General features: G+C 50.5%; 16 protein-coding genes. 9 read left to right on the top strand and 7 right to left on the bottom strand.

The window, feature by feature from the left end:
- The 6 genes from J2X05_RS18755 to J2X05_RS18730 all read right to left on the bottom strand — a co-directional run bounded on the left by J2X05_RS18755 (window position 1) and on the right by J2X05_RS18730 (window position 8,906).
- Window positions 1–4,191: a YhdP family phospholipid transporter gene (locus J2X05_RS18755; protein ID WP_310075477.1), complete on the bottom strand. Its 4,191-nt coding sequence runs from the start codon at window positions 4,189–4,191 to the stop codon at window positions 1–3.
- Between the two features lie 52 nt (window positions 4,192–4,243).
- Window positions 4,244–5,713 carry a ribonuclease G gene (gene rng / locus J2X05_RS18750; protein WP_310075475.1) on the bottom strand — a complete coding sequence of 490 codons (1,470 nt, stop codon included), beginning with the start codon at window positions 5,711–5,713 and terminating at the stop codon, window positions 4,244–4,246.
- Window positions 5,710–6,336, bottom strand: a complete 627-nt coding sequence (locus J2X05_RS18745) for a Maf family protein (protein ID WP_310075473.1) — start codon at window positions 6,334–6,336, stop codon at window positions 5,710–5,712. Before J2X05_RS18745 ends, rng begins: the two co-directional genes overlap by 4 nt.
- 68 nt (window positions 6,337–6,404) lie before the next feature.
- Window positions 6,405–6,890, bottom strand: a complete 486-nt coding sequence (gene mreD / locus J2X05_RS18740) for a rod shape-determining protein MreD (RefSeq protein ID WP_310075471.1) — start codon at window positions 6,888–6,890, stop codon at window positions 6,405–6,407.
- Window positions 6,890–7,807, bottom strand: a complete 918-nt coding sequence (mreC, locus tag J2X05_RS18735; protein ID WP_310075702.1) for a rod shape-determining protein MreC — start codon at window positions 7,805–7,807, stop codon at window positions 6,890–6,892. The genes mreD and mreC overlap by 1 nt, the downstream gene beginning before the upstream one ends.
- A gap of 64 nt (window positions 7,808–7,871) precedes the next feature.
- Window positions 7,872–8,906 (bottom strand): rod shape-determining protein, encoded by a 1,035-nt coding sequence (locus J2X05_RS18730; protein WP_062066743.1) that lies wholly within the window; start codon window positions 8,904–8,906, stop codon window positions 7,872–7,874.
- Between the two features lie 455 nt (window positions 8,907–9,361).
- On the opposite strand from J2X05_RS18730, the gene gatC reads away from it, so the two are divergent.
- The 4 genes from gatC to J2X05_RS18710 all read left to right on the top strand — a co-directional run bounded on the left by gatC (window position 9,362) and on the right by J2X05_RS18710 (window position 12,981).
- On the top strand, window positions 9,362–9,649 hold the full coding sequence (gene gatC / locus J2X05_RS18725; RefSeq protein ID WP_310075466.1) for an Asp-tRNA(Asn)/Glu-tRNA(Gln) amidotransferase subunit GatC: 288 nt from the start codon (window positions 9,362–9,364) through the stop codon (window positions 9,647–9,649).
- A gap of 115 nt (window positions 9,650–9,764) precedes the next feature.
- Window positions 9,765–11,219: an Asp-tRNA(Asn)/Glu-tRNA(Gln) amidotransferase subunit GatA gene (gene gatA / locus J2X05_RS18720; protein WP_310075463.1), complete on the top strand. Its 1,455-nt coding sequence runs from the start codon at window positions 9,765–9,767 to the stop codon at window positions 11,217–11,219.
- Window positions 11,220–11,230: 11 nt separating this feature from the next.
- The gene (gene gatB / locus J2X05_RS18715; RefSeq protein ID WP_310075461.1) at window positions 11,231–12,676 is read left to right on the top strand and encodes an Asp-tRNA(Asn)/Glu-tRNA(Gln) amidotransferase subunit GatB; all 1,446 of its coding nucleotides are present in this window, start codon (window positions 11,231–11,233) and stop codon (window positions 12,674–12,676) included.
- Between the two features lie 8 nt (window positions 12,677–12,684).
- On the top strand, window positions 12,685–12,981 hold the full coding sequence (locus J2X05_RS18710; RefSeq protein WP_310075458.1) for a PA4642 family protein: 297 nt from the start codon (window positions 12,685–12,687) through the stop codon (window positions 12,979–12,981).
- A gap of 148 nt (window positions 12,982–13,129) precedes the next feature.
- Here J2X05_RS18710 and J2X05_RS18705 read toward each other — a convergent pair whose 3' ends face one another.
- Window positions 13,130–14,497: a deoxyguanosinetriphosphate triphosphohydrolase gene (locus J2X05_RS18705; RefSeq protein ID WP_310075456.1), complete on the bottom strand. Its 1,368-nt coding sequence runs from the start codon at window positions 14,495–14,497 to the stop codon at window positions 13,130–13,132.
- A 468-nt stretch (window positions 14,498–14,965) separates the two neighbouring features.
- Here J2X05_RS18705 and atzF point away from each other — a divergent pair, with 468 nt between their 5' ends.
- The 5 genes from atzF to urtB all read left to right on the top strand — a co-directional run bounded on the left by atzF (window position 14,966) and on the right by urtB (window position 24,568).
- Window positions 14,966–16,753, top strand: coding sequence for an allophanate hydrolase (atzF, locus tag J2X05_RS18700; RefSeq protein WP_310075455.1), 1,788 nt, complete (start codon window positions 14,966–14,968; stop codon window positions 16,751–16,753).
- Window positions 16,754–16,780: 27 nt separating this feature from the next.
- Window positions 16,781–20,401, top strand: a complete 3,621-nt coding sequence (uca, locus tag J2X05_RS18695) for an urea carboxylase (RefSeq protein ID WP_310075452.1) — start codon at window positions 16,781–16,783, stop codon at window positions 20,399–20,401.
- A gap of 92 nt (window positions 20,402–20,493) precedes the next feature.
- Entirely contained in the window at window positions 20,494–21,207 is a 714-nt protein-coding gene (locus tag J2X05_RS18690; RefSeq protein WP_310075450.1) for a GntR family transcriptional regulator, read from the top strand.
- Between the two features lie 187 nt (window positions 21,208–21,394).
- The gene (gene urtA, locus J2X05_RS18685; protein WP_310075448.1) at window positions 21,395–22,690 is read left to right on the top strand and encodes an urea ABC transporter substrate-binding protein; all 1,296 of its coding nucleotides are present in this window, start codon (window positions 21,395–21,397) and stop codon (window positions 22,688–22,690) included.
- A gap of 186 nt (window positions 22,691–22,876) precedes the next feature.
- The gene (urtB, locus tag J2X05_RS18680; RefSeq protein WP_310075446.1) at window positions 22,877–24,568 is read left to right on the top strand and encodes an urea ABC transporter permease subunit UrtB; all 1,692 of its coding nucleotides are present in this window, start codon (window positions 22,877–22,879) and stop codon (window positions 24,566–24,568) included.
- The last annotated feature ends 10 nt before the right edge of the window (window positions 24,569–24,578 follow it).

Here is a 24,578-nt window from a genome sequence, read left to right as displayed (position 1 = left end):
TTATTGTTTCTTACCAGATTCGTCCTGCATCTCATTGATCGGAGGCGGCTTTTCCACCTCCTTTTTATTGACGCTATCGCGCAAGCTTTTCTCGCTCTCAAACAGCCGGTTAAACTTCATTTTGGGTTCATCCCAGCTACCTTTGATGGTGTAACTGACACTTGTGGCCTGATCGACCTGCTTTTTAAACAGTTTGCTGACGATGTAAATACCCGCCGCCGCTGGCAGCCCGGTCGCCAATGCCGCATAAAAGGTCATATTCCCGGCGACGGGTAAGGTTGCCACTAAACGGGTATTAATTGTTTCGTTGCGCAGGTCAATACTGCCCGCCATTTGCATACCGCTCGAAGGGGTACGTACCACTAGCGGCTCCTCAAAAACCAAAACCCCTTGGTTGAACCGCACCTTGCCTTTAACGGTATCGTAAGCAAGGCCGCTTTTATAGAGATCAGAAAAATCAAAACGCAAACGTCGCGCCAAGGTGTCAAAGTTGAGGATCGACATCAACCTCAGCAGACCATCGCCAGCACTGGCATCTCGCTTGAAGCTACCCTGCTCAATGTCGATACTCATTTCACCCCCAAGGTTGACCAGTTTGAAATCCTGCGGCGAGCCCGGCCAAAAAAGATCGGCACGGTAGTACGCCCGGCGGCTTTCCAAGGTATCGGGTTTATTCCAGGCACGTAGTACTTCCGCCATGTCGCCCGTCTCCAGGCTGCCAATAAAGCGGGTTTGAACGCCAACTGGTGTGTTTTGCCATATCAATTTGGCGCCACCTGTTGCCTTATCTGCACCGCTGACAGTTACACCGCGGATACTGCCACGAATGTTGTCTATCACTACCCCTTTGTCATCAGGGCGCAGTTGGAGCGACCAATTGCCATAGTTATTGCCGTCCATTAGCAGCGCCTTAACAGTGATATTGGCCAGCGGGAGTTTGCGCGGATCTATTACTTTTTCCGGTACCGCATCCGTGATTACCAACTCAGCTGCGGCTGGATCGATAGATTGCGATTCGGTAGTTTGCGGATCAGCCAAGCCAAGCGCAGCACGGCTCAACGACAAGCGGTCTAGATCGACTTGCAAGGGCGTAAACTGGCTATTTGGTACTAACAGCCGACCGGCAACCACCGCATTATCCAATTGCAACTGCCAACCGGAGCGCACAGGTATGGCTATCACATTGAGGTTTTCCAGAGTTGTCGAGCCCAGCTCGTATTGCCCCAGCATCACTTCAGCGCGAAAGGGCAGCCCAGCGACCAAGCCGACTGGTTGCTCAAGCAATTCAGGTGCATCAGGCTGCAGTGATGACAAGGCTCGCGCAACAGCTGGGGCGAGCCGCTCGCTGTAAGTTTTGTAGCGGGATTGCACCGCTTTCAAGGTATCCAGATCAATACCCGGCAAAAAACCGGAAACTAAAAATTGAGGCTGGTCGCTAAATTTTGCAGCACTGGCAAGGGCGATATTGGCGTTCACCAAACTGTTATTACGCACCCGGTCGGTACGCAGCAGCGCCTGGATATCATTGTTGTAGCGCACATCAATTTGCGCTTGGCTCTCTTGCAACCAGAGCTTGAATTCAAATGGCCGTTCACCTTCCACAGGTTTGCCGTAGGGTGCAGGCAGATCGACGCTGACATTCGCCAGATTGCTGGTGATAGTGACTTGGGCAAAAGCGCTATCAGCAAATTCGGTCGGCGATTGCACAGCCTCAGCCATCTCTTCGGGGCTCAGTTCTACCAGATTCCTTATGCGCTGCGGGCGATGGTTTAATTCTACCAGCGCGGTGTAGGGCAAGTTGCCGCTCAGGAAGAGTACCTCCGGGCGCTTGCTCCAATAGGCGATTTTTTGGGCATCGACCACACCACCCAGCTCAATAAGGGTTTTGCTGTAGTGATCAAGTTTACGGGTGCTCAATCTGGCTTCAACCGGCTCATCAAAAAAGTGCGCCTTAAGCGTGTTACTACTGATCCCCTTGTCGCTGTTATAACTGATTTGTCCGGTCAAATCGTCCAGCGCCAGATTGAGGTTTTGCAATTCAAAACGCGGGACCTTGAGTGCTACATCAACTTGTTGGCGCGCACCTGCCGCCTTTTCCTCGCCAGTTCCGATGGGGATGGCGAGATCGAGCCGTGCCTGCATCTCGCCCTGCATAAACCAGGAATCCATACTGCTGCCCAGATACTGGCGCAACATGCCCTCGCGCAATACACGAATACCATCGCTGGCAGCACCAAAGATTTCCCCATCCACTTGCAACAGCGAGCCCTTACCTTGCGCGCGCGGATTAACGCGCACTTCCGCGTGTGTGACGCGGCTGGTATAAATCCCGGCGTCGATAACACTGGCAGAGACACGCGCATCGCTCACCAGTAAGCGGCCATTCATGTGGGTTAAAGCGGGCCAGCCGGGATGATAATTCAGCTCGGCATCCTCAATATCCAGATACAACTGGTAGGTGCGCGCCATAGAATTTTTGGTGTTTAGCGTACCGCGATAGACAAAGCCTGCCTCAGTCGCCACACCGGGATTCTGCTCACCAATACTCTGCGCTAGCCACTTGTGGAGCGATTGCGGCACTACCGCCGGGGTGTATTTTTGGTAAAGACTGGCATTGAGCTGCTGGGCACCAATCTGCAAATACAGGTCGATATCACCTGTGTTGCGCTTCCACGGCAGCCCCAGCCACATATAAGCGCGTGCCAGTTCATCGCCTTTGCGGAACTCCAACTGGCCACTGTTAACATAAATCTGGTTATTTTCCGGCTGCAGATGCCAAGCCACCTGCCCTTTGGCACGGTCGTACTCCATGGGTTCAGCATAAGTGGGCAAGTAGTGCATGGAGAAATGGCGCTGCGCGTCAATATCGACAAAACCACCTTTTTGCCCCACTTGCAGATAGCCGTCTACTCCGGCAAGTGCCGGTACACCCTGCCAAGCACTGGTAGCAACCTGGTCCAGGTTGGCGCGCAATTGCCAGTCTTTCGGTTGATCGAGAGGCAGGCTCATCTGCAAATTGCGCAGCTGGCCACTCGGCGCCAGAGTTTTTAATAAGCCCTGCAATTTGCCCTCGCCCATAACACCTGAATCGCCCAGCATATTGGTGAGGCGGGCCAGATCCAGTGTATCCATGCTAACTTGCAGGGGGCGTTTAAAACCGGACGAGGCAATCGCGAGGTTAACGTCGTTAATATTATGTGCTTTCATGGCGGCATTAACTTGCTGCAAACCCAAGCGCCATTCGCCGTTGGGTAGCCAAAAGCCAGCGAGTTCGGTAGAAAAACCATCCAATGATAAACGGTTTGCCCCTACTGGTAGCGACAAGCGCTGCAAACCCAAACGCCCTACCAAATCGTACCCTTTACCTTTGCTACGACTTTCAAACCAGATATTGGCATCCACCATACCTTCACTTAGCAGGCTGGAATTGCCGGTGCCGCTGAGCAGGAATGCACTCGCCGCCGCTATAGGTTCACTGGTGGGGAAGCGGTTGAGCTGCAGATATCCGCGGCTGCGAAACCGCGACTGATCGCGGGGGTCACCTTGCCCTTCCATAATCAGGTAAACACTGCGCGGCTGTGCATCCACATCAATCTGCAGGGCAAGACGGTGGAAATCATCGGCGTTTTCAAGCAACAGGTAGGGTGAATCCAGTTGTACCTGTTTACCGGATGTAAAGTGAAAGCGCAGATGACTACTTTGGAATTCAATCCGCGTGGAGAGAAGCAGCATATCCAACAGTGCATCCATCTGTACTTCAGGCTTTGTCGCATCAGCGCGCTTGGGCAAACCGGGAATCTGCCAAAAACCGTCTGCGGTCTGTGCGAAGGTCATCTCTACCTGGCTGAGCGAGAGGTTGCTCCATACCAAACGCAAATTGAGCAGAGACTCCAACATATCCAATCGCAGGCGCGCCTGTTTAAACGCGACTATCGGTTGGTTAGCCTGGCTCTTGATGCTGAAATCCTGAATCACCAAATTGGGTTTCAGCCCATTCCAGTCGGCCTCAATTTGACCGATAGTGACTTGCGCATTGAGTTGGGATGAGAAATAGCTAGCGATGTGTTGATTGTAGCCGCTCAACAAATGGGAAAAGCTACGCCCGGATTGCACCAGCACCGCCAATAAAATCAGGGCGAGGGCAATCAGGAAGTAAGACCATTTCACCAATTTGCGTAAAGCGCGTGTCATTACTGCTATCTATTTCCGGGCCAGGGGTTACATGGAGTGTGTTGGGTAAACATTAGACCAACACGATATCGTACTGCTCTTGATGAAAGAGCGCCTCGACCCTGAATTCAATGGTTCGTTTGATAAACGCTTCCAAATCAGCCACGTAAGTAGCCTCTTCATCCAGCAGGCGATCCACTACCAGCTGCGATGCCAACACCAAAAATTTCTCGTTGTCATAGGTGCGAGCCATACGCAGCACCTCGCGGAAAATCTCGTAACACACGGTTTCCGCCGATTTCACCTGCCCGCGCCCCTGGCATACCGGACAGGGTTCGCACAGCATCTGCCCCAGGGATTCGCGCGTGCGCTTGCGCGCCATCTCCACCAACCCCAATTCCGACACCCCTGTAATCCGGGTTTTGGCGTGATCTTTTTCCAACGCTTTTTCTAGGGTGCGCAGTACCTGACGCTGGTGCTCCGAGTCTTTCATATCGATAAAATCGAGGATGATAATCCCACCCAGATTGCGCAGCCTGAGTTGGCGCGCAATCGACGAGGCCGCCTCCAGATTGGTTTTGAAAATCGTCTCTTCCAGATTGCGATGACCGACAAAGGCACCGGTGTTGACATCCACCGTAGTCATGGCTTCGGTCTGCTCGATAATCAAATAACCATTGGATTTGAGCGGCACACGCGGTTCTAGCGCGCGGTGAATTTCCTCTTCCACACCGTAGAGTTCCAGTAACGGGCGGTCGCCGCTGTAGAGCTCGATCAGCTCCACCAACTGGGGCGCATACTTGGCAGCGAACTCCTGCATCTGCTGCCAAGTCAGGCGCGAATCCACCCGTACCCGGTCAATCGGCGCGCGTGCCATATCGCGCAGGGCGCGCAGATAGAGCGGCATATCGCGGTGAAGTTCCGCAGGAACGCCCAGACCGGGCAATTTCGCACTTAAATCTTCCCACAGCTGCCGCAAAAACGGGATATCAGCAATGATCGCATCGGCGTCCGCACCTTCAGCCACCGTGCGCACAATAAATCCACCGACAATGTCTTGCTCCGCTACTGCGGTCTCCACCGCTTGCCGCAAACGCTCGCGCTCGGGCTCATCTTCAATTCGGGTAGACACTCCGATATGGCTGGAGTTGGGCATATAGACAAGATAGCGGGAAGAAAGTGTCAAATGAGTCGTCAGGCGCGCTCCCTTGGTACTGATAGGGTCTTTGGCCACCTGCACGAGCAGGGTTTGGCCTTCGCGCACCAACGTACGGATATCCGGTACCTCAGCGCGGCGGATTTCGCCTTCCGGCGGCTCGGGCATCATGTCGGCGGCGTGGATAAACCCGGTGCGCTCAAGGCCGATATCGACAAATGCAGCCTGCATGCCGGGCAGCACCCGCACAACCTTGCCTTTATAGATATTGCCAACATAGCTCTCGCCGTGGCTGCGCTCGATATAAAACTCTTGGACCACCCCGTTCTCAACCAGAGCCACACGGGTTTCCACCGGGGAAACATTGATCAGGATTTCTTCACTCATACATCCGCTCCGGCAGTCCACCAGGGCACACCAAATTCCTGTAGTAACTCCAAAGTCGCCTCAATCGGCAAACCCACAACACAGGAATAGCTGCCGCGAATCTCTTTTACAAATACAGCGCCCATCCCCTGAATTCCGTAGCCTCCCGCCTTATCCTGCGGCTCACCGGTTTTCCAATAAGCTGCAATTTCAGCGTCGCTGAGTTCGCGAAACGTCACATGGGTGGTGGAGACACGCAGGGCTTGTTGTGCATGTAAATGGAGGGCAACGGCGGTAATCACTTGATGGGTGCGACCAGACAGTTGACGCAACATGTGTTGGGCATGGGCTTGGTCACGCGGCTTTTCAAGGATATCACCGTCGAGCAAACCGAGTGTATCGGCGCCCAAAACTGGCGCAATCGGCAATTGCTGTTGGAGCAATTGGGCATAGCCAGCGGCGGCCTTCTCACTCGCCAGGCGCCGCACATACTCCAGTGCGGTTTCACCGGCGGCAGGCTGTTCGGGAATAGCGGCAGAAATCACGGCGTGGCGCACACCAATCTGGCGCAGCAGTTCACGTCTACGGGGAGACTGGGATGCAAGGTACAGATCTGGAACAACATCGGAAACAACTGCGCTCACCCTGAAAACTCCTGATACCGCAAAGCATAATTATTGTGCAGGGCTATCCATTATCAACGGCCAAACTGTTAATGATGGTAGCGATGAGTCATACCGTTTAGCCACCAGTAACAGGCTGGCCATAAAAGCGCGCTGGTCAATGCCGGATATAAGAACTGGACGCCCGAGAGCGGCCGCCCTGCCATACCCTGCACCCAGTTATCGGTCAGCTGGGCGATCCCAACCAACACAAAGATCCAGCCCGATTGGCGCCAGATCGAAAAATTGCGCACTCGCTGGTAAGACAGGATACAAATATAGGCCACTATCACCAGCCCCAAACTGTGCTGCCCAAAAGGTACGCCTTCAAGCAAATCCTGAAACAGCCCCAATGCGCAAAGCAGGGTAAAACTCACGGTCAGCGGCATAAAAAAGATCCAGTAGATTGCCACCACCAACACAAACTCAGGGCGCCACCAACGCATATCCATCGGCAGTGGATATACCGACAGCACCAAAGCCACTAAAAAACTCAGGGCAACAATAAAGTAGAGATTGAGCTGCGGGCTGAGCATCAGCGCCCCCCGCTCACAGAGCTGGCAGCGGCCGATGTTGTCGGGGAAGCCGCTTCCGCTGCTGGCACACTCAAGGCGCCGGGCACACTGGCGCGGTCGCGGTTTTCAAAGACCAGCAATAGATGACGGCTGCGATCCAAACGCGCCATAGGCTGGGCGATCACCGTGAGGAATGCCTTGCCTGGATCGCGCACTACCTGCAGCACTTCCGCGACTGGGTAGCCGGTCGGAAAACGCTCACCCAACCCCGAGCTGACGAGCAAATCGCCCGCGCGTATATCGGTATTGGCCGACACATGGCGCAGACTCAAACTGTTCAAGTCACCCGTGCCTTCAGCGATAGCGCGCACCCCATTGCGGTTGACTTGCACCGGGATCGCGTGGGTCGAATCAGAGATCAACAGCACCGTGCTGGATGTCTCACCCACCTCGATAACCTGCCCCATCAAGCCAAACGCATCCAGTACCGGCTGGCCTTTAAACGCACCGTCTTTGCTGCCGCGATTGATAATGACTTTATGGCTGAGCGGGTTGGGCGAGACGCCGATCAACTCGGCAATCAACACCGTGTCCTGCAGCATCTGGCTGGCATTGAGCAACTGGCGCAAGCGCACGTTTTCCGCCGCCAGTGAGGCAAGCTGTTGCAGTTTGCGCTGATGAATCAACAACTCGGTTTTAAGCGCTTCGTTTTCGAGCTTCAGGTCAGCGTGGGAGACAAAGGTGTCCTTGCGCCAATCGTTAACACGGCTGGGCACATCAGTGATCTGGTAAAAAGGGGTTACCGCCTGCGCGAGTTTTTCGCGCAGGGGTTCGAGGCGGTCGGTATAGAGCCCTACCACCACCAACACCACCATAATCAGGATGAAGAGAAAGGCGCGACTGGTGGCAGATGAGCCTCGTGCAAAGAGCGGTTTAATGGTGAGTTCTCCCGTGGAGTTGAAGCCAGTTGTTAGCCGTGTGGCTAGCTGGCTTCAAAACATATCAGGACGACAGCAGGTCAATATTGCGCTTGTCATTCATCTCCAGCGCAATACCACCACCACGAGCCACACAGGTGAGCGGGTCTTCAGCCACAATAAACGGAAGACCGGTTTCGTTGGACAACAAGCGGTCGATATCGCGCAACAATGCGCCGCCGCCAGTCAACACAACACCGCTTTCTGCGATGTCAGAAGCCAATTCCGGGGGCGATTGCTCCAGCGCGCTCTTTACCGCCTGAACGATACCAGCCAGCGGATCTTGCAAAGCCTCAAGGATTTCATCGCTGCTCAGGGTAAAGCTGCGCGGTACCCCTTCAGCCAGATTGCGGCCGCGCACATCAATCTCGCGGATTTCGCTACCCGCAAATGCACAACCAATTTCCTGCTTGATGCGCTCGGCAGTCGCATCACCAATAACGCTGCCGTAATTGCGGCGCACATAGTTCACGATAGCTTCGTCGAAACGGTCGCCACCAATGCGCACAGAATCAGAATACACCACACCGTTCAGAGAAATAACGGCGATCTCGGTGGTACCGCCACCGATATCCACCACCATCGAACCGTTAGCTTCAGATACTTTCAGGCCGGCACCAATCGCTGCTGCCATAGGCTCTTCAATCAAACGCACTTCACGCGCACCAGCACCTAACGCGGATTCGCGGATCGCACGCTTTTCAACTTCGGTGGAGAGACAGGGAACACTGATCAGGACGCGGGGAGATGGGCTAAACCAGGAATTTTCATGAACTTTGCGGATAAAGTGTTGCAGCATTTTTTCAGTAACCTGGAAGTCCGCAATAACGCCGTCTTTCAGCGGGCGGATCGCGGTGATGTTACCCGGAGTACGGCCCAGCATACGCTTGGCTTCAACACCTACGGCTTCCACAATCTTGGTGCCGTTGTGATGGCGAATCGCAACCACTGATGGCTCGTTGAGCACTATGCCGCGACCGCGCACATAAATCAGGGTGTTCGCTGTACCAAGGTCGATTGAGAGATCGTTAGAAAATGCTCCACGCAAAAGTTTCATCATGACGGGACGGGGCCTTAAATTAGAATGTGTTGAAATAGAATTCGTGTTGTTTTGTGTCGCCAACAACGTTGGTGCCTACTCGTGCGACAGTGCGCATGGGCATCAAGGGTTCAGTTCCTTAAACAATTTTCTCTGCTGCCCGCAAAGAATCCCTGCAAATTTTTAGGAAGCGCGCAGTATAAGTGAATTTTCGCTTTTTATCCGACCTAAATTAACCCTAAAGTTCAATTTGATCGCGAATTTCGCCGACGTTTGCGGCTATTTTTTGCGCAACTCGACCTTCGCCAAAAATCCACTGCCGGTTTCGGCAAAATTCGCCGCACTCTATCAACCGCAAGGGTTCAGGGCAAGGCGCAAATGTGGTAACTTGGGCGCCCATTTTTGGCGGGTTGAAGCAGGTTTCGCCGCAACTTCGCCGCACTATTTGATTTTTTATCTGCTGGAGCTAACACCCCATGGCTGTAGACCGTTCCGATATCGCCAAGCTGGCAACGCTGGCGCGTATCCAGATTAGCGACGAAGCTGCCGATGAAGCGGCAAAAAGCATCTCCGATGTACTGGCTCTGGTTGACCAACTGCAAGCCGTGAATACCGATGGTGTATTGCCCATGGCGCATCCATTGGATGCAGTACAACGCCTGCGCGCGGATGTAGTAACCGAACCCAATCAACGCGAAGCCTTTCAAGCGATTGCACCAGCCACACAAGATGGCCTGTATTTGGTGCCGCAAGTTATCGAATAACAATGTAGGGGCGCCGCTTGCTGCGCCCTGAATATCTATGGGCGCCGCTCGCAGCGCCCGGAGAATGGGCGCGGCAAGCAGCGCCCCTACAGTAAAAATTTCAGGAATTTTTTGAATGCATCAGTTCACCATTGCCGAACTGGTAAAAGGTCTGCGCAACAAAGACTTTTCCAGTACCGAAGTGACCCAACATTATCTCGACCGCATTGCGCGCCTCGACAAAACCTACAACAGTTTTATTACTGTCACTGCCGATATCGCATTGCAACAAGCAGCTGCTGCTGATGCTCGTTTAGCCGCAGGTAATGCGCCTGCACTGTGCGGCGTGCCTATCGCGCATAAAGATATTTTCTGTACCACCGGTGTGCGCACGTCTTGCGCATCAAAAATGCTCGACAAATTTATCGCACCTTACAACGCCACCATCGTTGAAAATTATTTAAATTCCGGCATGGTGATGTTGGGTAAAACCAATATGGATGAATTCGCGATGGGTTCATCTAACGAGACCAGCTGGTACGGCCCGGTAAAAAATCCTTGGGCAATTGATTGTGTACCTGGAGGATCATCGGGTGGTTCTGCTGCTGCTGTTGCTGCGCATCTTGCACCAGCGGCTACCGCATCGGACACCGGTGGCTCAATTCGCCAACCCGCTGCACTCTGCGGATTAACCGGCATTAAACCGACTTACGGCCGCGTATCGCGCTGGGGCATGATTGCGTTTGCATCAAGTCTGGATCAAGCGGGAATTTTATCGCGCACCGCTGAAGACGCTGCAATTTTGTTAAATGATATGGCGAGCTTTGATGCAAAAGATTCCACCTGCGTTGAACGCGAGGTACCGGATTACACCGCTGATTTAAATAAATCCTTAAAGGGTTTACGCATTGGCGTGCCGAAAGAATATTTCGGCGAAGGCTTGAATCCAAACACAGCAAAACTGGTTGAAGATTCAATCAAAGTCTACGAAAGTTTGGGCGCGACCATTCATAGCGTCAGCTTGCCGCACACGCATCTTGCCGTGCCTGCTTACTACGTAATTGCACCGGCAGAATGCTCCGCGAACTTGTCGCGTTTTGATGGCGTGCGTTATGGCCATCGCTGTGAGAATCCAAAAGATTTAAATGATCTTTACATGCGCTCGCGCAGTGAAGGTTTTGGTGCAGAAGTAAAGCGCCGTATTTTGGTTGGCGCTTACGCACTTTCTGCCGGTTATTACGATGCCTATTACAGCAAAGCGCAAAAAGTGCGTCGTTTGATCAAGCAGGATTTTGTCGATGCATTTGAAAGTGTCGATGTTATTCTTGGGCCAACCTCGCCCTCGCCCGCATTCCAATTTGGTTCAAAAACCAAAGATCCAGTGGCAATGTATCTGGAAGATATTTACACCATCGCAACCAACCTCGCAGGCCTGCCCGGCTTGTCGATTCCTTGCGGTTTGGTGGATAACAAACCCGTTGGTTTGCAATTGATTGGTAACTTTTTCGCTGAGGGCCAATTGTTAAATGCCGCGCATCAATTCCAACAAGCGACTAACTTCCACCAACAATCTGCACCTGGCATTGAGTAAGGAGCCATAGCATGCAATGGGAAACCGTAATCGGGTTGGAAGTTCACGTACAACTCGCGACCAAAACCAAAATTTTCTCCGGCGCCAGCACTGCATTCGGTGCTGAGCCAAACACCCAGGCTTGCGCAATTGATCTGGCATTGCCCGGCACACTGCCCGTCGCTAACGAACAAGCATTTCGTTTCGCCACCATGTTTGGTTTGGCGGTGAATGCAGAAATCGGCAAGCGCTCGGTGTTTGAACGCAAAAATTATTTTTATCCCGATTTGCCTAAAGGTTATCAAACCACACAACTCGCCGAGCCAATTGTCGGCGCGGGTTTTGTTGATTTGGAGCTGGGTGAAGGCCGCACCAAACGCGTTCGCATTCACCACGCACATCTGGAAGAAGATGCCGGAAAATCGTTGCACGAAGATTTCGCCGGCATGAGCGGTATCGATTTAAACCGCGCTGGAACTCCGTTGATCGAAGTAGTAACTGAACCGGATATGCGCAGCGCCGAAGAAGCCGTTGCCTTCGCAAAAAAATTGCACTCCATCGTTACCTCACTGGAAATTTGCGACGGTGACATGAGCCAAGGCTCTATGCGTTTCGACGTAAACATTTCCGTGCGCCCCAAAGGTCAGGAAAAACTCGGCACGCGCACTGAAACCAAAAACTTGAACTCATTTAAGTTTATGGAAGAAGCCATCGCACTCGAAGTTGAACGCCAAATTGATGTACTTGAAGACGGCGGAAAAATTCGTCAGGAAACTCGCCTGTATAACGGTGATACCAAAAAAGCCCGCTCAATGCGCAGCAAAGAAGACAGCAACGATTACCGCTACTTCCCCTGCCCTGATCTGTTACCCGTTATTCTGGATGATGAGTACATAGAATCCGTACGCAAACAAATGCCGGAATTACCCGAAGCCAAGCGCGCACGATTTGTCGAGCAATATGGTTTGAGCAGCTACGATGCAGGCCAAATCACCATGGATAAATTTGCGGCGGCATTTTTTGAAGCTTCAACCAAAATTTCCGGGGAAGCAAAACTCACTGCCAACTGGATCATGGCTGACTTGGGCGCTTATTTAAATCGCACCGAACAGCGCATTGATCAATCGCCCGTTACACCCGAATTACTCGCTGGCTTGGTAGTCCGCGTAAAAGATGGCACCTTGTCGAGCAAAATTGCCAAACAAGTGTTTGAAGCGATTTGCAACGGCGAAGGCGATGCCGACACCATTATCGAAACCAAAGGTTTGAAACAGGTTTCCGATACTGGCGCACTGGAAAAAATCATCGACGACATACTCGCCGCTAACGTCGCGCAAGTAGAAGGCTATCGCGCCGCCGCCGAAGATAAACGCGCAAAAATGCTCGGCTTCTTTGTGGGCCAGGCTATGAAAGCATCAAAAGGCCAAGCGAATCCGCAAGCGCTGAATGAATTATTAATCAAGAAATTGAACGGTTGAGAATCAAAATGAGCCTACGCAAAGACAAAGAAAAAGTCCTCGGCGAAATATTCGACGAAGCCCGCATCGCCACCTTTTTGGATTACCCCGCACCTGCGGGTATCAATGCCGACTTCCATTTATTGGAGAAAGCCTATCGCGGTATGCGCGGTGAAAACTTCGGCACTTTCGTAAAACTATTTATCGAAGCAGGTAAAGATGTAAACGCAATCGGCCCGGAAGGCAAAACTTTCCTGCAAGTCGTAAAGGCCCATCGCAACGGTGAAGAGTACGCAGTTGCTTTGGAGGCAGCTGGCGCGAAGTAAATAACTCACAAACTAACAAGCAGAAAATTGCGCGTACCAAACTGCACCCCAAAAGCTGGCGACTACGCCAGTTCGACAGGTGCAGTTCACCTCTCACCACCGTACAGTAGCCGTCTCTATCATCATGACTTAAACAAGCAACACCAGACTAGTATTGCGAATACCCCATACCATTAAATTGTTTAGCAAGATTAGTCGCATAGTTATCGGTCATACCACTTATGTAATCGATCACTGCCATCAACGCCAGATATTTGTAATTTTCTCCACGCTTACTTACATCAGGATGGAAATTATTTTCGCCAATCAAGGCCATTACCCGATTGTCTTTGTAAGTCATTTGAGACACATCGCCAAGCGATGCATAAACCGCAGAACAAATCGTATTCAACAAAGTCCCTATCACTGTATAAGCACCAATTTCCAATTCAACCCGACGCGAATGATTAAATATTTTTCGCTTGGCTAAATCTTTTGCGGCTTGCACTGCATTTTTTACTTTGGGATCGCACAACGAAATCAAATCGCCCTGCACTTCGCCACGTAAAAAAGCATCCTGATGTTTAATAAATGCCGCTGTGCCTGCATTGATAAATGCATCGATAACTTTACCGCGCACCAACGCTGGCTTGCGTCCGTCGTTAACTTTTTTCAGCAACCGCTCCAATTCCGGTAACTGTGCAGAATCAGAAATTACAGGATGCAGCAATTCATAAATCTCATTCCAATTGAGAATGCCCATTTCCAAACCGTCTTCCAGATCAATAATGCCGTAGCAAAAATCATCCGCCGCTTCCATTAAATACACCAGCGGATGGCGGCAATACCAATCAGGTCCCATTTCAATCAAACCGGTTTTTTGAGCGATCTCATGCACATGCGCCAATTCCGTTTGAAAAATGCCGTACTTGGCATCTTTTGGGCGCTGACCTAACACGGTAGGTGATGAAGTCCAGGGATATTTAATTGATGATGCCAGCGTTGCATAAGTCAAACGCATGCCATCGTGAAATTGGTGATACTCAGAAGTAGTCAGCACGCGTAGCCCCTGCGCATTACCTTCAAACACACGAATGTCATCTTGCTCAGAGGGCGATAGATCCCTTAAAAATTCTGCACCTTCTTTTTGGAACCAGTTGCGGATCGCATCTTCACCGGTATGACCAAACGGCGGGTTGCCAATATCGTGCGCTAGACACGTCGCCTGTACGATATCGCCAATATCGGTTGGCCAAATATGTGCGGGCAAATCACCTTTATCTTTTAACGCCTGCCCCACACGAATACCAAGCGTGCGCCCCACACAAGCCACTTCCAAACTATGCGTCATACGGTTATGAATATGGTCATTAGTCGCGAGCGGATGCACTTGCGTTTTGCGCGCAAGCCGGCGAAATGCGCCGGAGAAAATAATCTTGTCGTGATCTGAGTGAAACGGTGAACGCCCCTCCTCGTGTTTTGCTGTGCGATTACCCAAGCGGTCAGCGCAGAGTAGTTGTTTCCAATTCATGGCCATACATACATCCCTAACAGTGTTTAAGAGATCCAGTTTTTCTGGATTTCTTGTTTGTTGCGCGAATTGCCTGAGTCAGGAGTGAAGCTCGATTAAAGAACTCATATCAAAAACTCACAATATTGAGATGAACTATGAATTATCGCCCCTGATATCTCAATATTTATAAAAATTGAGATATGCAGATAAGAACCACTCGCACCAATTTAGCCCCCAAAGAAAAAGTGGGCGCACAACTTCAGCGCATAAAATCCTTCACAAAACCCACCCACAATCATCCTCAACCCAGCTTTTATACGTCATTTAACTCATTGAATACCAAAGGTTTTGTGCTTGTAACGCGAATGGATTCAGCCACGCAATTTCACTTGGCACAGTTTCTGCTGAATACAAACTTGTATCCAAGATTGTATTTAGATCCAGGAGCAAATGTAGCCCGGATCAAATTAAAAGAGTCACGCAGGAACGATAATGATGCAAACAACCGGTTGGACGATTAATGAATGGCTGAATGCTTACCGTAGCGAAGGCTTGGTAGCGCGCGCTGCGCTGCAAGACTTGCGAGCGCAACTGAAAGTTAATGATGCAGCTTGGATTTATATTGTTTCAACCGCTGAGTTGGATGCACAGCTTGATGCATTGGAAGACCGGGGCAATCCCAACAACCTGCCCCTCTACGGCGTGCCCTTCGCGGTAAAAGACAATATCGATGTAACCGGTATTCCCACTACGGCTGCCTGCCCCGCCTTCACTTATATTCCTGAGGTTGATGCGACTTCAGTCGCGCGCCTTAAACAAGCCGGTGCAATTGTGCTCGGCAAAACCAATCTCGACCAATTTGCCACAGGCTTGGTCGGCACCCGCTCGCCTTACGGAGCCGTGCCTAATTCATTTAAACCCGATTATGTATCCGGTGGTTCAAGTTCAGGTTCTGCAACAACTGTCGCGCATGGGCTTGTGCCATTTAGTTTAGGTACGGACACCGCCGGCTCAGGCCGTGTACCTGCTGGCTTTAACAATATCGTCGGATTAAAACCCACCAAAGGCCGATTTAGCACTACCGGTGTTGTACCTGCGTGCCGGAGCCTGGATTGTGTTTCTGTATTTGCTCTCACAGTGGAGGATGCAGAAACCGTTGCCAACATCATGGAAGGATTTGATGCAACAGACGGCTACTCGCGCGTTGCACCTGCGGCAGCGACCTATTTTTCCAGCAAGCCGCACTTTGGTATCCCCGCATCACCCAATTGGTTCGGCGATACGCAAGCTGAAGCGGCATGGTTGGAAACACTGGAAAATATTTCTGCCTTTGGTGCTGAATTAGTCACCATCGATTTCACGCCGATGTTTACCCTCGCGCAATTATTGTATGGCGGTCCCTGGGTGGCGGAGCGTCACGCAGCCATTGCCGAATTTATGCAAGAGCACGCCGCCGATATGAATGATGTCGTGCGCGGCATTGTTGAAAACGCGGTTAATTTTTCCGCGACCGATGCCTATCGCGCAGAATATCGCCGCGCTGACCTCGCGCGCGAAATACAACTATTGATGAAAAACGTTGACGCGCTGTTGGTGCCCACATCACCGCGTCATCCTACGATTGCCGAAGTCAACGCCGATCCTGTTGTCGTGAATAGCCAACTCGGTACTTACACCAATTTTGTGAATCTAGCCGACTGCTCTGCCCTCGCACTGCCTGCCACCATGCGCGCGGATGGTTTGCCTTTTGGTATCACGCTGATTGCGCCAGCATGGCAAGACGCCGCACTCGCTGCCTTTGGAAAAAAATGGCACAGCAGCGTTAACTTATCGCTGGGTGCCACCACAAAGCCAACTCCGACGCTCGCGCTAAAAAATACAGCACCGCAAGGCTATGTTCGCCTTGCAGTGGTCGGTGCGCATTTAACCGGCATGCCACTCAATGTGCAACTGCAAGAACGCAAGGCAATTTTTGTTGAGAGCACTTACACCGCAAGCAATTACCGTTTGTTCGCACTACCCAATACCACACCGCCCAAACCCGGTTTGATTCGCGCAGCGGAAGGTGCAGAAATTATTGTGGAATTGTGGGATGTACCAGTACAGCACTTTGGAAGTTTTGTTGCATTAATTCCCGCACCACTCGGTATAGGTACATTGAGTTTGCACGATGGCCGTGAGGTAAAAGGTTTTATTTGTGAAGGCGCGGCCGTGAATGGCGCCACGGATATTACCCATTTGGGTGGATGGCGCACCTACATTAAATCACTACAAAAGTAATTTAAAAATTACAGTCGGAGAAGAATCATGTTGAAGACCGTACTTATCGCCAATCGCGGGGAAATCGCGGTGCGCATTGCCAAGACCCTGAAAAAAATGGGTATCGAATCGGTTGCGGTTTATTCCGATGCCGACCGCAACTCCGCGCATGTCACCGCCTGCGATAAAGCTATCTGCCTTGGTGGTAATACGGCCGCCGAAAGTTATTTGAAATCCGATTTAATTCTCGCTGCCGCAAAGGAAACGGGTGCTCAGGCAATTATTCCCGGTTACGGCTTTCTCTCTGAAAACGCCAAATTTTGTGAGCAATGTGAAGCAGAAGGCATCGCATTTTGCGGCCCTACTCCCGCACAAATTCGCGAATTCGGTTTGAAGCACACCTCGCGTGAAATTGCTGAAAAAGCTGGTGTGCCACTTACCCCTGGAACCGGCTTACTGGATTCAATCGACGAAGCCGTTGCCTCTGCTGCGCAACTGGGCTACCCGGTGATGTTAAAGAGCACTGCCGGTGGCGGTGGTATCGGATTGACTCGCTGCAACAACGAAGCAGAATTAGTTGCTGCCTATGAAAGCGTAAAGCGTTTAGGGCAAAACTTCTTCAGCGATAGTGGTGTATTCCTCGAGCGTTTTGTCGATAACGCCCGTCATGTGGAAGTACAAATTTTTGGTGACGGCAAGGGTAACGTACTTGCATTGGGTGAACGCGATTGCTCCCTGCAACGCCGCAACCAAAAAGTGGTTGAGGAAACCCCCGCACCCAATTTGCCTGCTGCCACGCGCGATAAATTATTGGCCGCATCCAAAAGCTTGGGTGAAGCAGTTAATTATCGCTCAGCTGGCACTATTGAATATATTTACGATGCCGCGCGCGATGCGTTTTACTTTTTGGAAGTAAACACCCGCTTGCAAGTTGAGCACCCCATCACCGAAGCATGTACCGGTGTCGATCTGGTTGAGTGGATGATTCTCACTGCCGCTGGCACACCGCCAAAACTGGATATCGAAATCAATCCGAAAGGCGCCGCTATTGAAGTGCGTTTGTATGCGGAAGACCCAGTGCGCGATTTCCAACCATCGCCCGGCGTATTAACCGATGTACACTTTTCCGAATCAGCGCGTATCGACACCTGGGTTTCTACTGGAACAGAAGTATCACCCTATTACGATCCGATGATCGCCAAAATTATTGTGTACGGTAAAGATCGCGCTGACGCGATTAGCAAAATGAAAACCGCGTTGAACGAAACTCGCGCGGCAGGTATTGCGACCAATCTGGATTACTTGCGTCAAATTATCGCAACCGATTTTTTTGGCAGCGGCGATGTAGCGACCAACAAACTAGCCAGCTTTGAATATCAAGCGCCTGTTGTTGAAGTTTTACAACCGGGCACCTACACCAGCGTGCAGGATTATCCCGGCCGCGTCGGTTTGTGGAGTATTGGTGTTCCACCCTCAGGCCCGATGGATGATTACGCATTCCGTTTAGCCAACCGTATTGTCGGCAACCATGAAAGTGCCGCCGCGCTGGAATACACCATCATCGGGCCAAAATTAAAATTCCATCGCGATGCAACCATCGCGCTGACGGGTGCAACATCACCCGCAAAAATTGATGGTGAATTAATTCCTTTCTGGCAACCGGTTGCCATTAAAGCCGGACAAATTCTGGAAGTGGGCAAAGCCGACCAAGGTTGTCGCGGATACCTCGCGGTGCGCAATGGTTTTGATGTACCAGTGTATTTAGGCAGCCGCTCTACCTTTGCACTCGGCCAATTTGGTGGCCATGCCGGTCGCACCTTGCGCGCAACCGATATGCTGCCGATTAGCAATCCGGCAATTGCCGCCTGCACTACTCCAGCACCTGTTTACGAAGCCGCAGCGGCACCTGTTGAATTAATCCCGAGCTATCCAAGTGAATGGGAAATTGGTGTGCTCTATGGTCCACACGGTGCTCCAGACTTTTTCACCGAAGATGCGATTGACATGTTTTTTTCAACCGCATGGGAAGTGCACTACAACTCCAACCGTTTGGGCATTCGCTTGAATGGCCCCAAGCCTACATGGACACGCAGTGATGGCGGTGAAGCCGGTCTGCACCCATCCAATATTCACGATACTGAATATGCTGTTGGCTCAATTAACTTCACCGGCGATATGCCAGTCATCCTTACCAAAGACGGCCCTAGCCTCGGTGGATTTGTTTGCCCGGTTACAATTGTAAAAGCGGAATTATGGAAGGTTGGTCAGGTAAAACCCGGCGATAAAATTCGCTTTAAACGCTTGAGTTTTGATGCAGCACTGGCTCTGGAATTATCCATTGATCGTGCAATTGAAAACCTGAGTGTACAACCGGAAGTATTACTCGCGCCCATTGTTAAACCGGAAAACACCATTTCCGATTGTATCGTTGCCGCATTGCCACCGCAGGGCAGCCGCCCATTGGTGAGTTATCGCCAAGCGGGCGATAAATATATCCTGCTCGAATACGGCGACAATATTCTTGAATTGAGTTTGCGCTTGCGTGTGTACGCATTGATGGAAGCATTGAAAGCATCACCGATTGAAGGCGTGATTGAATTATCGCCCGGTGTGCGCTCCCTGCAAATTAATTACGACAGCCGCGTCATTCATCAACAGCAATTAATCAATCAATTATTAGTGATTGAAGAAACACTCGGCGATGCCCGCGATACCAAAGTACCGAGCCGCATTGTGTATATGCCGATGGCCTTTGAAGATTCGGCCACACTGGATGCAGTTTCACGCTATCGCCAATCGGTGCGCGATACAGCGCCCTGGTTGCCGAGCAACACTGAATTTATGCGTCGTATTAATGGCCTTGATTCCGTCGAGCAAGTAAAACAAATTTTGTTTGAAACCAGCTACATGGTGTTGGGTTTGGGCGATGTGTATCTCGGTGCACCTTGCGCAGTACCGGTTGACCCGCGTCATCGTTTGCTCACTTCCAAATACAATCCAGCGCGCACTTACACCGCCGAAGGCACTGTGGGAATCGGCGGGGTATATATGTGTATTTACGGTATGGATTCTCCCGGTGGCTACCAGCTTGTAGGGCGGACACTGCCGATCTGGAATAAATTCCTCAAAAACCCGATCTTCAAAGATGGTGAACCCTGGTTATTAAAATTCTTTGACCGCGTGCGCTATTACGAAGTGACCGAAGAAGAACTCACTGCACAGCGCGAAGCATTCCGCGAAGGCCGTTTAAGCCTGCGTATTGAAGAAGATTATTTTAGCCTCGCTGAACACGAACAGTTCCTGCACGACAATGCCGCGAGCATTGCTGAATTTAAAACCAAACAACAAGCCGCTTTCACCAAAGAAGTTGCACTCTGGCAAGCCGATGAAGAAAAGCAAGTTGATGCAGCATTGCAAGCAAAAGTATCGACTGGCCCGATTGATGTTGATGGCCATGCCGTTACTGCCGATATCAGCGGCAACATTTGGAAGTTGTTGGTTGAGCCAGGTCAATCAGTAGAAGTAGATCAACCACTGTTAATTGTGGAAGCGATGAAAATGGAATTTTCGGTATATGCCGATCGCGCTGCAAAAATTGGTTCGATTCATTGCGAGCCAGGCAAACAAGTCAATGCAGGGGATTTATTGTTGGTGCTGGAAGAAGATTAATTTAAAACACGGACGTAGGTTGGGCAGCAATGCCCCACATCAAATATTTAAAACGAAATGTTGGGCATTGCTGCTCAACCTACGGTAAAACCATGAAATTAATCAAACACGACAAAACCAAAAAAAAAGCCGATGAACCGCGCACCAATTTAACAGAGCGGATTTATCAAACAATTAAAGATGATATTTTTTCATTTCGCTTATTGCCCGGCGATCGGTTTAGCGAAAACGAAATCGCCGAGCGTGTGGCGGCAAGCCGTACCCCGGTACGTGAAGCGCTAGCGCGTCTGCAGCGCGAGGGTTTTGTCGATGTTTCCTTTCGTAGCGGCTGGCAAGTCAAACCTTTTGACTTTAAACAATTTGAACAGCTTTACGATGTACGCATCGTACTGGAACTGGCAGCAGTTAAAAAATTATGCGAAATGGAACCAGCGCCACCGCTGGAAGATTTAAAACGTATCTGGCTAATAAAACCGGAAGACCGTTTGGAAGATGGCCCAACCGTCTGTGCACTGGATGAACGCTTTCATGAGCAATTGATTGAAGCCACCGGCAATACTGAAATGGCACGCATACATCACGATATTACTGAGCGCTTGCGTATTATTCGCCGGATCGATTTCACCCAGCGCAACCGCATTGAAGCGACCTACGATGAGCACGCTAAAATCCTGCGCACGATTATTGAGCGGCGTGCAGAGGATGTAAAAAGTTATTTAAAAACGCATATCGAAGCGAGTAAAGCCGAAGTGCGGAAAATTACACTGCACATGCTCTATGAAGCACAGCAGCAGAACCCGGATTAATTGCAACACTTTCAAAAACAGAGTGACAACATTTTTTATGCCTGAAGCACATAAAAAATGATTAAGGAAGAAAAATCTGTCACCCACGATTAGCGTTAACAGCGTTACCGGAAAATGGTGTTTATACAAACAACATAGCACCAAAGTTAAAACCACTGAGTCATTAAACCATCTAGGAGACAGACCCATGAAGCTGAAGAAGATAGCAAAACATGTCGGGGCACTCGGTATCGCCTGCGGCCTAACCATCGCATCGTTTAGCGCTGCTGCCGCTGACACCATCAAAGTGGGTGTACTCCACTCACTTTCTGGCACTATGGCGATTTCAGAAACCACCCTGAAAGACACCATGTTGATGTTGATCGAAGAGCAAAACAAAAAAGGGGGTTTGCTCGGTAAAAAATTGGAAGCCGTTGTGGTTGACCCTGCGTCAAACTGGCCGCTGTTTGCCGAGAAAACCCGTGAATTGTTAACCAAGGATAAAGTCGCAGCAATCTTCGGTTGCTGGACCTCTGTTTCGCGCAAATCGGTATTGCCCGTAATTGAAGAATTAAACGGCGTACTTTTTTATCCTGTGCAATACGAAGGTGAAGAATCTTCGCGCAACGTGTTCTACACAGGTGCTGCACCAAACCAGCAAGCAATTCCTGCTGTTGATTACCTGATGAAAGAAATGAAAGTGAAGCGCTGGGTGTTGGCCGGTACCGACTACGTATACCCACGCACCACCAATAAAATCCTTGAAGCTTATTTGATGGCGAAAGGCGTTGCCAAAGAAGACATCATGATCAACTACACCCCGTTCGGTCATTCCGATTGGCAAAACATTGTGTCTGATATCAAACGTTTTGGCTCAGCAGGCAAAAAGACCGCAGTAGTGTCTACCATCAACGGTGATGCGAACGTACCTTTCTACCGTGAACTTGGCAACCAAAAAGTCACTGCAGAAGATATTCCGGTTGTTGCTTTCTCTGTAGGTGAAGAAGAACTTTCCGGTATCGATACCAAGCCATTGGTAGGTCACCTCGCTGCATGGAACTACTTCATGAGCGAAGACAACACTGCTAACGCTGCGTTCATCAAGCAATGGAAAGCGTTCATCAAGAATCCAAAACGCGTAACCAACGATCCGATGGAAGCACATTACATCGGCTTCAACATGTGGGTAAAAGCGGTTGAGAAAGCAGGCACTACCGATACTGACAAAGTGGTTGATGCCATCATCGGTGTTGAAGCACCTAATCTGACTGGCGGCATCAGCAAAATGTTGCCGAACCACCACATCACCAAACCCGTGTTGATTGGCGAAATCCAGGAAGACGGTCAATTCCTTACCGTTTCACAAACCGATGGTTTGGTTCCGGGTGATGCATGGTCTGACTATCTTGAAGGTTCAAAAGATCTGGAATCAGACTGGATTAAATTGAAGTGCGGTAATTACAACACCAAAACTAAAAAATGTTTAGGTGCTGCAGCGCAGTAATAATATCCATACCACTCGCTGCCAAGCTCTGCTTGGGAGCGAGTTCCTACCGCACCAATTAAGTAGATTGTTAAATATATATGCATTACCAATGCAGAGCTTGGGAACGAGCAAAAAGCATTACCTAAAAAATTAAAAAAGTTCCACCAAAAATTATTTTCAATTTGTTTTTACAGAGACACGACTATGCGAAACCCAATGCAGCTGTTTGGAAGATGGCAAGTGCAGTTGATATTATTATTATCACTTTGCTGCCCGGTTTCGATTTTTGCACAAGACGCGGATACAACAGCTAGCACCACAGAAGCAGCCAGTGACACCACACCAGCAGAAACTCCTGCTGTCACTGAACCTGAATTTGATACCCTCGTCAAAGCCTTAACCCAAGGCAGTTTGCCCAAGCGTGCACAAACCGCTAAAAAATTAGGTAAGCTCGAAGACCACCGTGTTGCAGGGATAATTGCCGCACTGCAACAAGGCAATCTTTACGCAGAAAAATCCAGCGACCCGATCGTCGCGATAGTCGATAATTCCGGCAATTATGTGGACGCAATCAGCGGTGAAAAAATTGCCGCCGATGCCGCCGAATCACTCAAACGTGTACCCATCAACAACACCATGCGCACCCAGCTGCGCACAGTGTTGGCCGCATTAAATTTAAACGATAAAAATGCTGCAGTACGTCTGGATGCTGTCAATCGCATGATCGCTGATGGTGTTGATGACGATATTATTGCGCTGCTGCAAGAGCGCCAGAAAACTGAGCCTGATGACGATGTGCGCACGGCAATCACTGCCGCTGTAGCATTGATGAATTTGCAAAGTAGTGAACAACAAGTGCGTTTGGATGCAATCCAGATTTTGCGCGGTAGCCTCCAGCAGGAAGTGCGCACCGCATTACTCGAAATCGCCACCAATGACGCCGATGTTAAAGTGAAACAGCAGGCGCAATTTGCACTGGATTCTATTGAAGACAGAATTGCCGCATTTCGTTTAACCGAAAATATTTTCTTTGGCTTGAGTTTAGGCTCAGTGCTGTTGCTCTCCGCGATTGGCCTCGCCATCACTTTTGGTGTGATGGGTGTAATCAATATGGCGCACGGCGAGTTGATGATGATCGGCGCTTACGTCACCTGGGTGGTGCAACAAGTTTTCCCCAACCATATTGCTTACAGTTTGATGATAGCGATTCCAGCAGCGTTTATTGTTGCAGGCTTGGTAGGTATTGCAATTGAACGCGGCGTAATCCGTTTTTTATATGGCCGCCCACTGGAAACCCTGCTGGCCACCTTCGGCATCAGTTTGATTTTGCAGCAGGCTGCACGCAGCATTTTTTCTCCACTCAACCGCGCGGTTGAATTACCCGAATGGATGAGCGGCTCTCTGGTCATCAACCCGGTTCTCTCTATCACCTACAACCGTCTGTACATTTTTATTTTCGGTTTGCTGGTGTTCTTTGCACTTCTGGTGATTCTGAAAAAAACCTCACTCGGATTAAAAGTGCGTGCCGTTTCGCAAAACCGTGCCATGGCTCGCGCTGTTGGCGTACGCGCAAGCTGGGTGGATGCGATGACATTTGGCCTCGGCTCTGGCATTGCCGGTATCGCTGGTGTTGCGCTCTCACAACTCACTAACGTTGGCCCCAATCTCGGCCAAGCCTACATTATCGATTCGTTTATGGTGGTGGTGTTTGGCGGAGTCGGCAATTTGTGGGGCACTCTTGTTGGCGCTATGGGGCTCGGTATCATCAATAAATTCCTCGAACCTTATGCAGGCGCAGTGCTTGCGAAAGTGTTGGTGTTGGTGCTGTTGATTCTGTTTATCCAAAAACGACCCAAGGGAATTTTCCCGCAAAAAGGTCGTGCGGCGGCGGATTGATTAATCTCCT

It is taken from the genome of Cellvibrio fibrivorans, assembly GCF_031457055.1.
Classification (GTDB): Bacteria; Pseudomonadota; Gammaproteobacteria; order Pseudomonadales; family Cellvibrionaceae; genus Cellvibrio; species Cellvibrio fibrivorans.
Note: the sequence above shows the minus strand (reverse complement) of the source record. Positions and strands in the feature narration are given on the sequence as shown.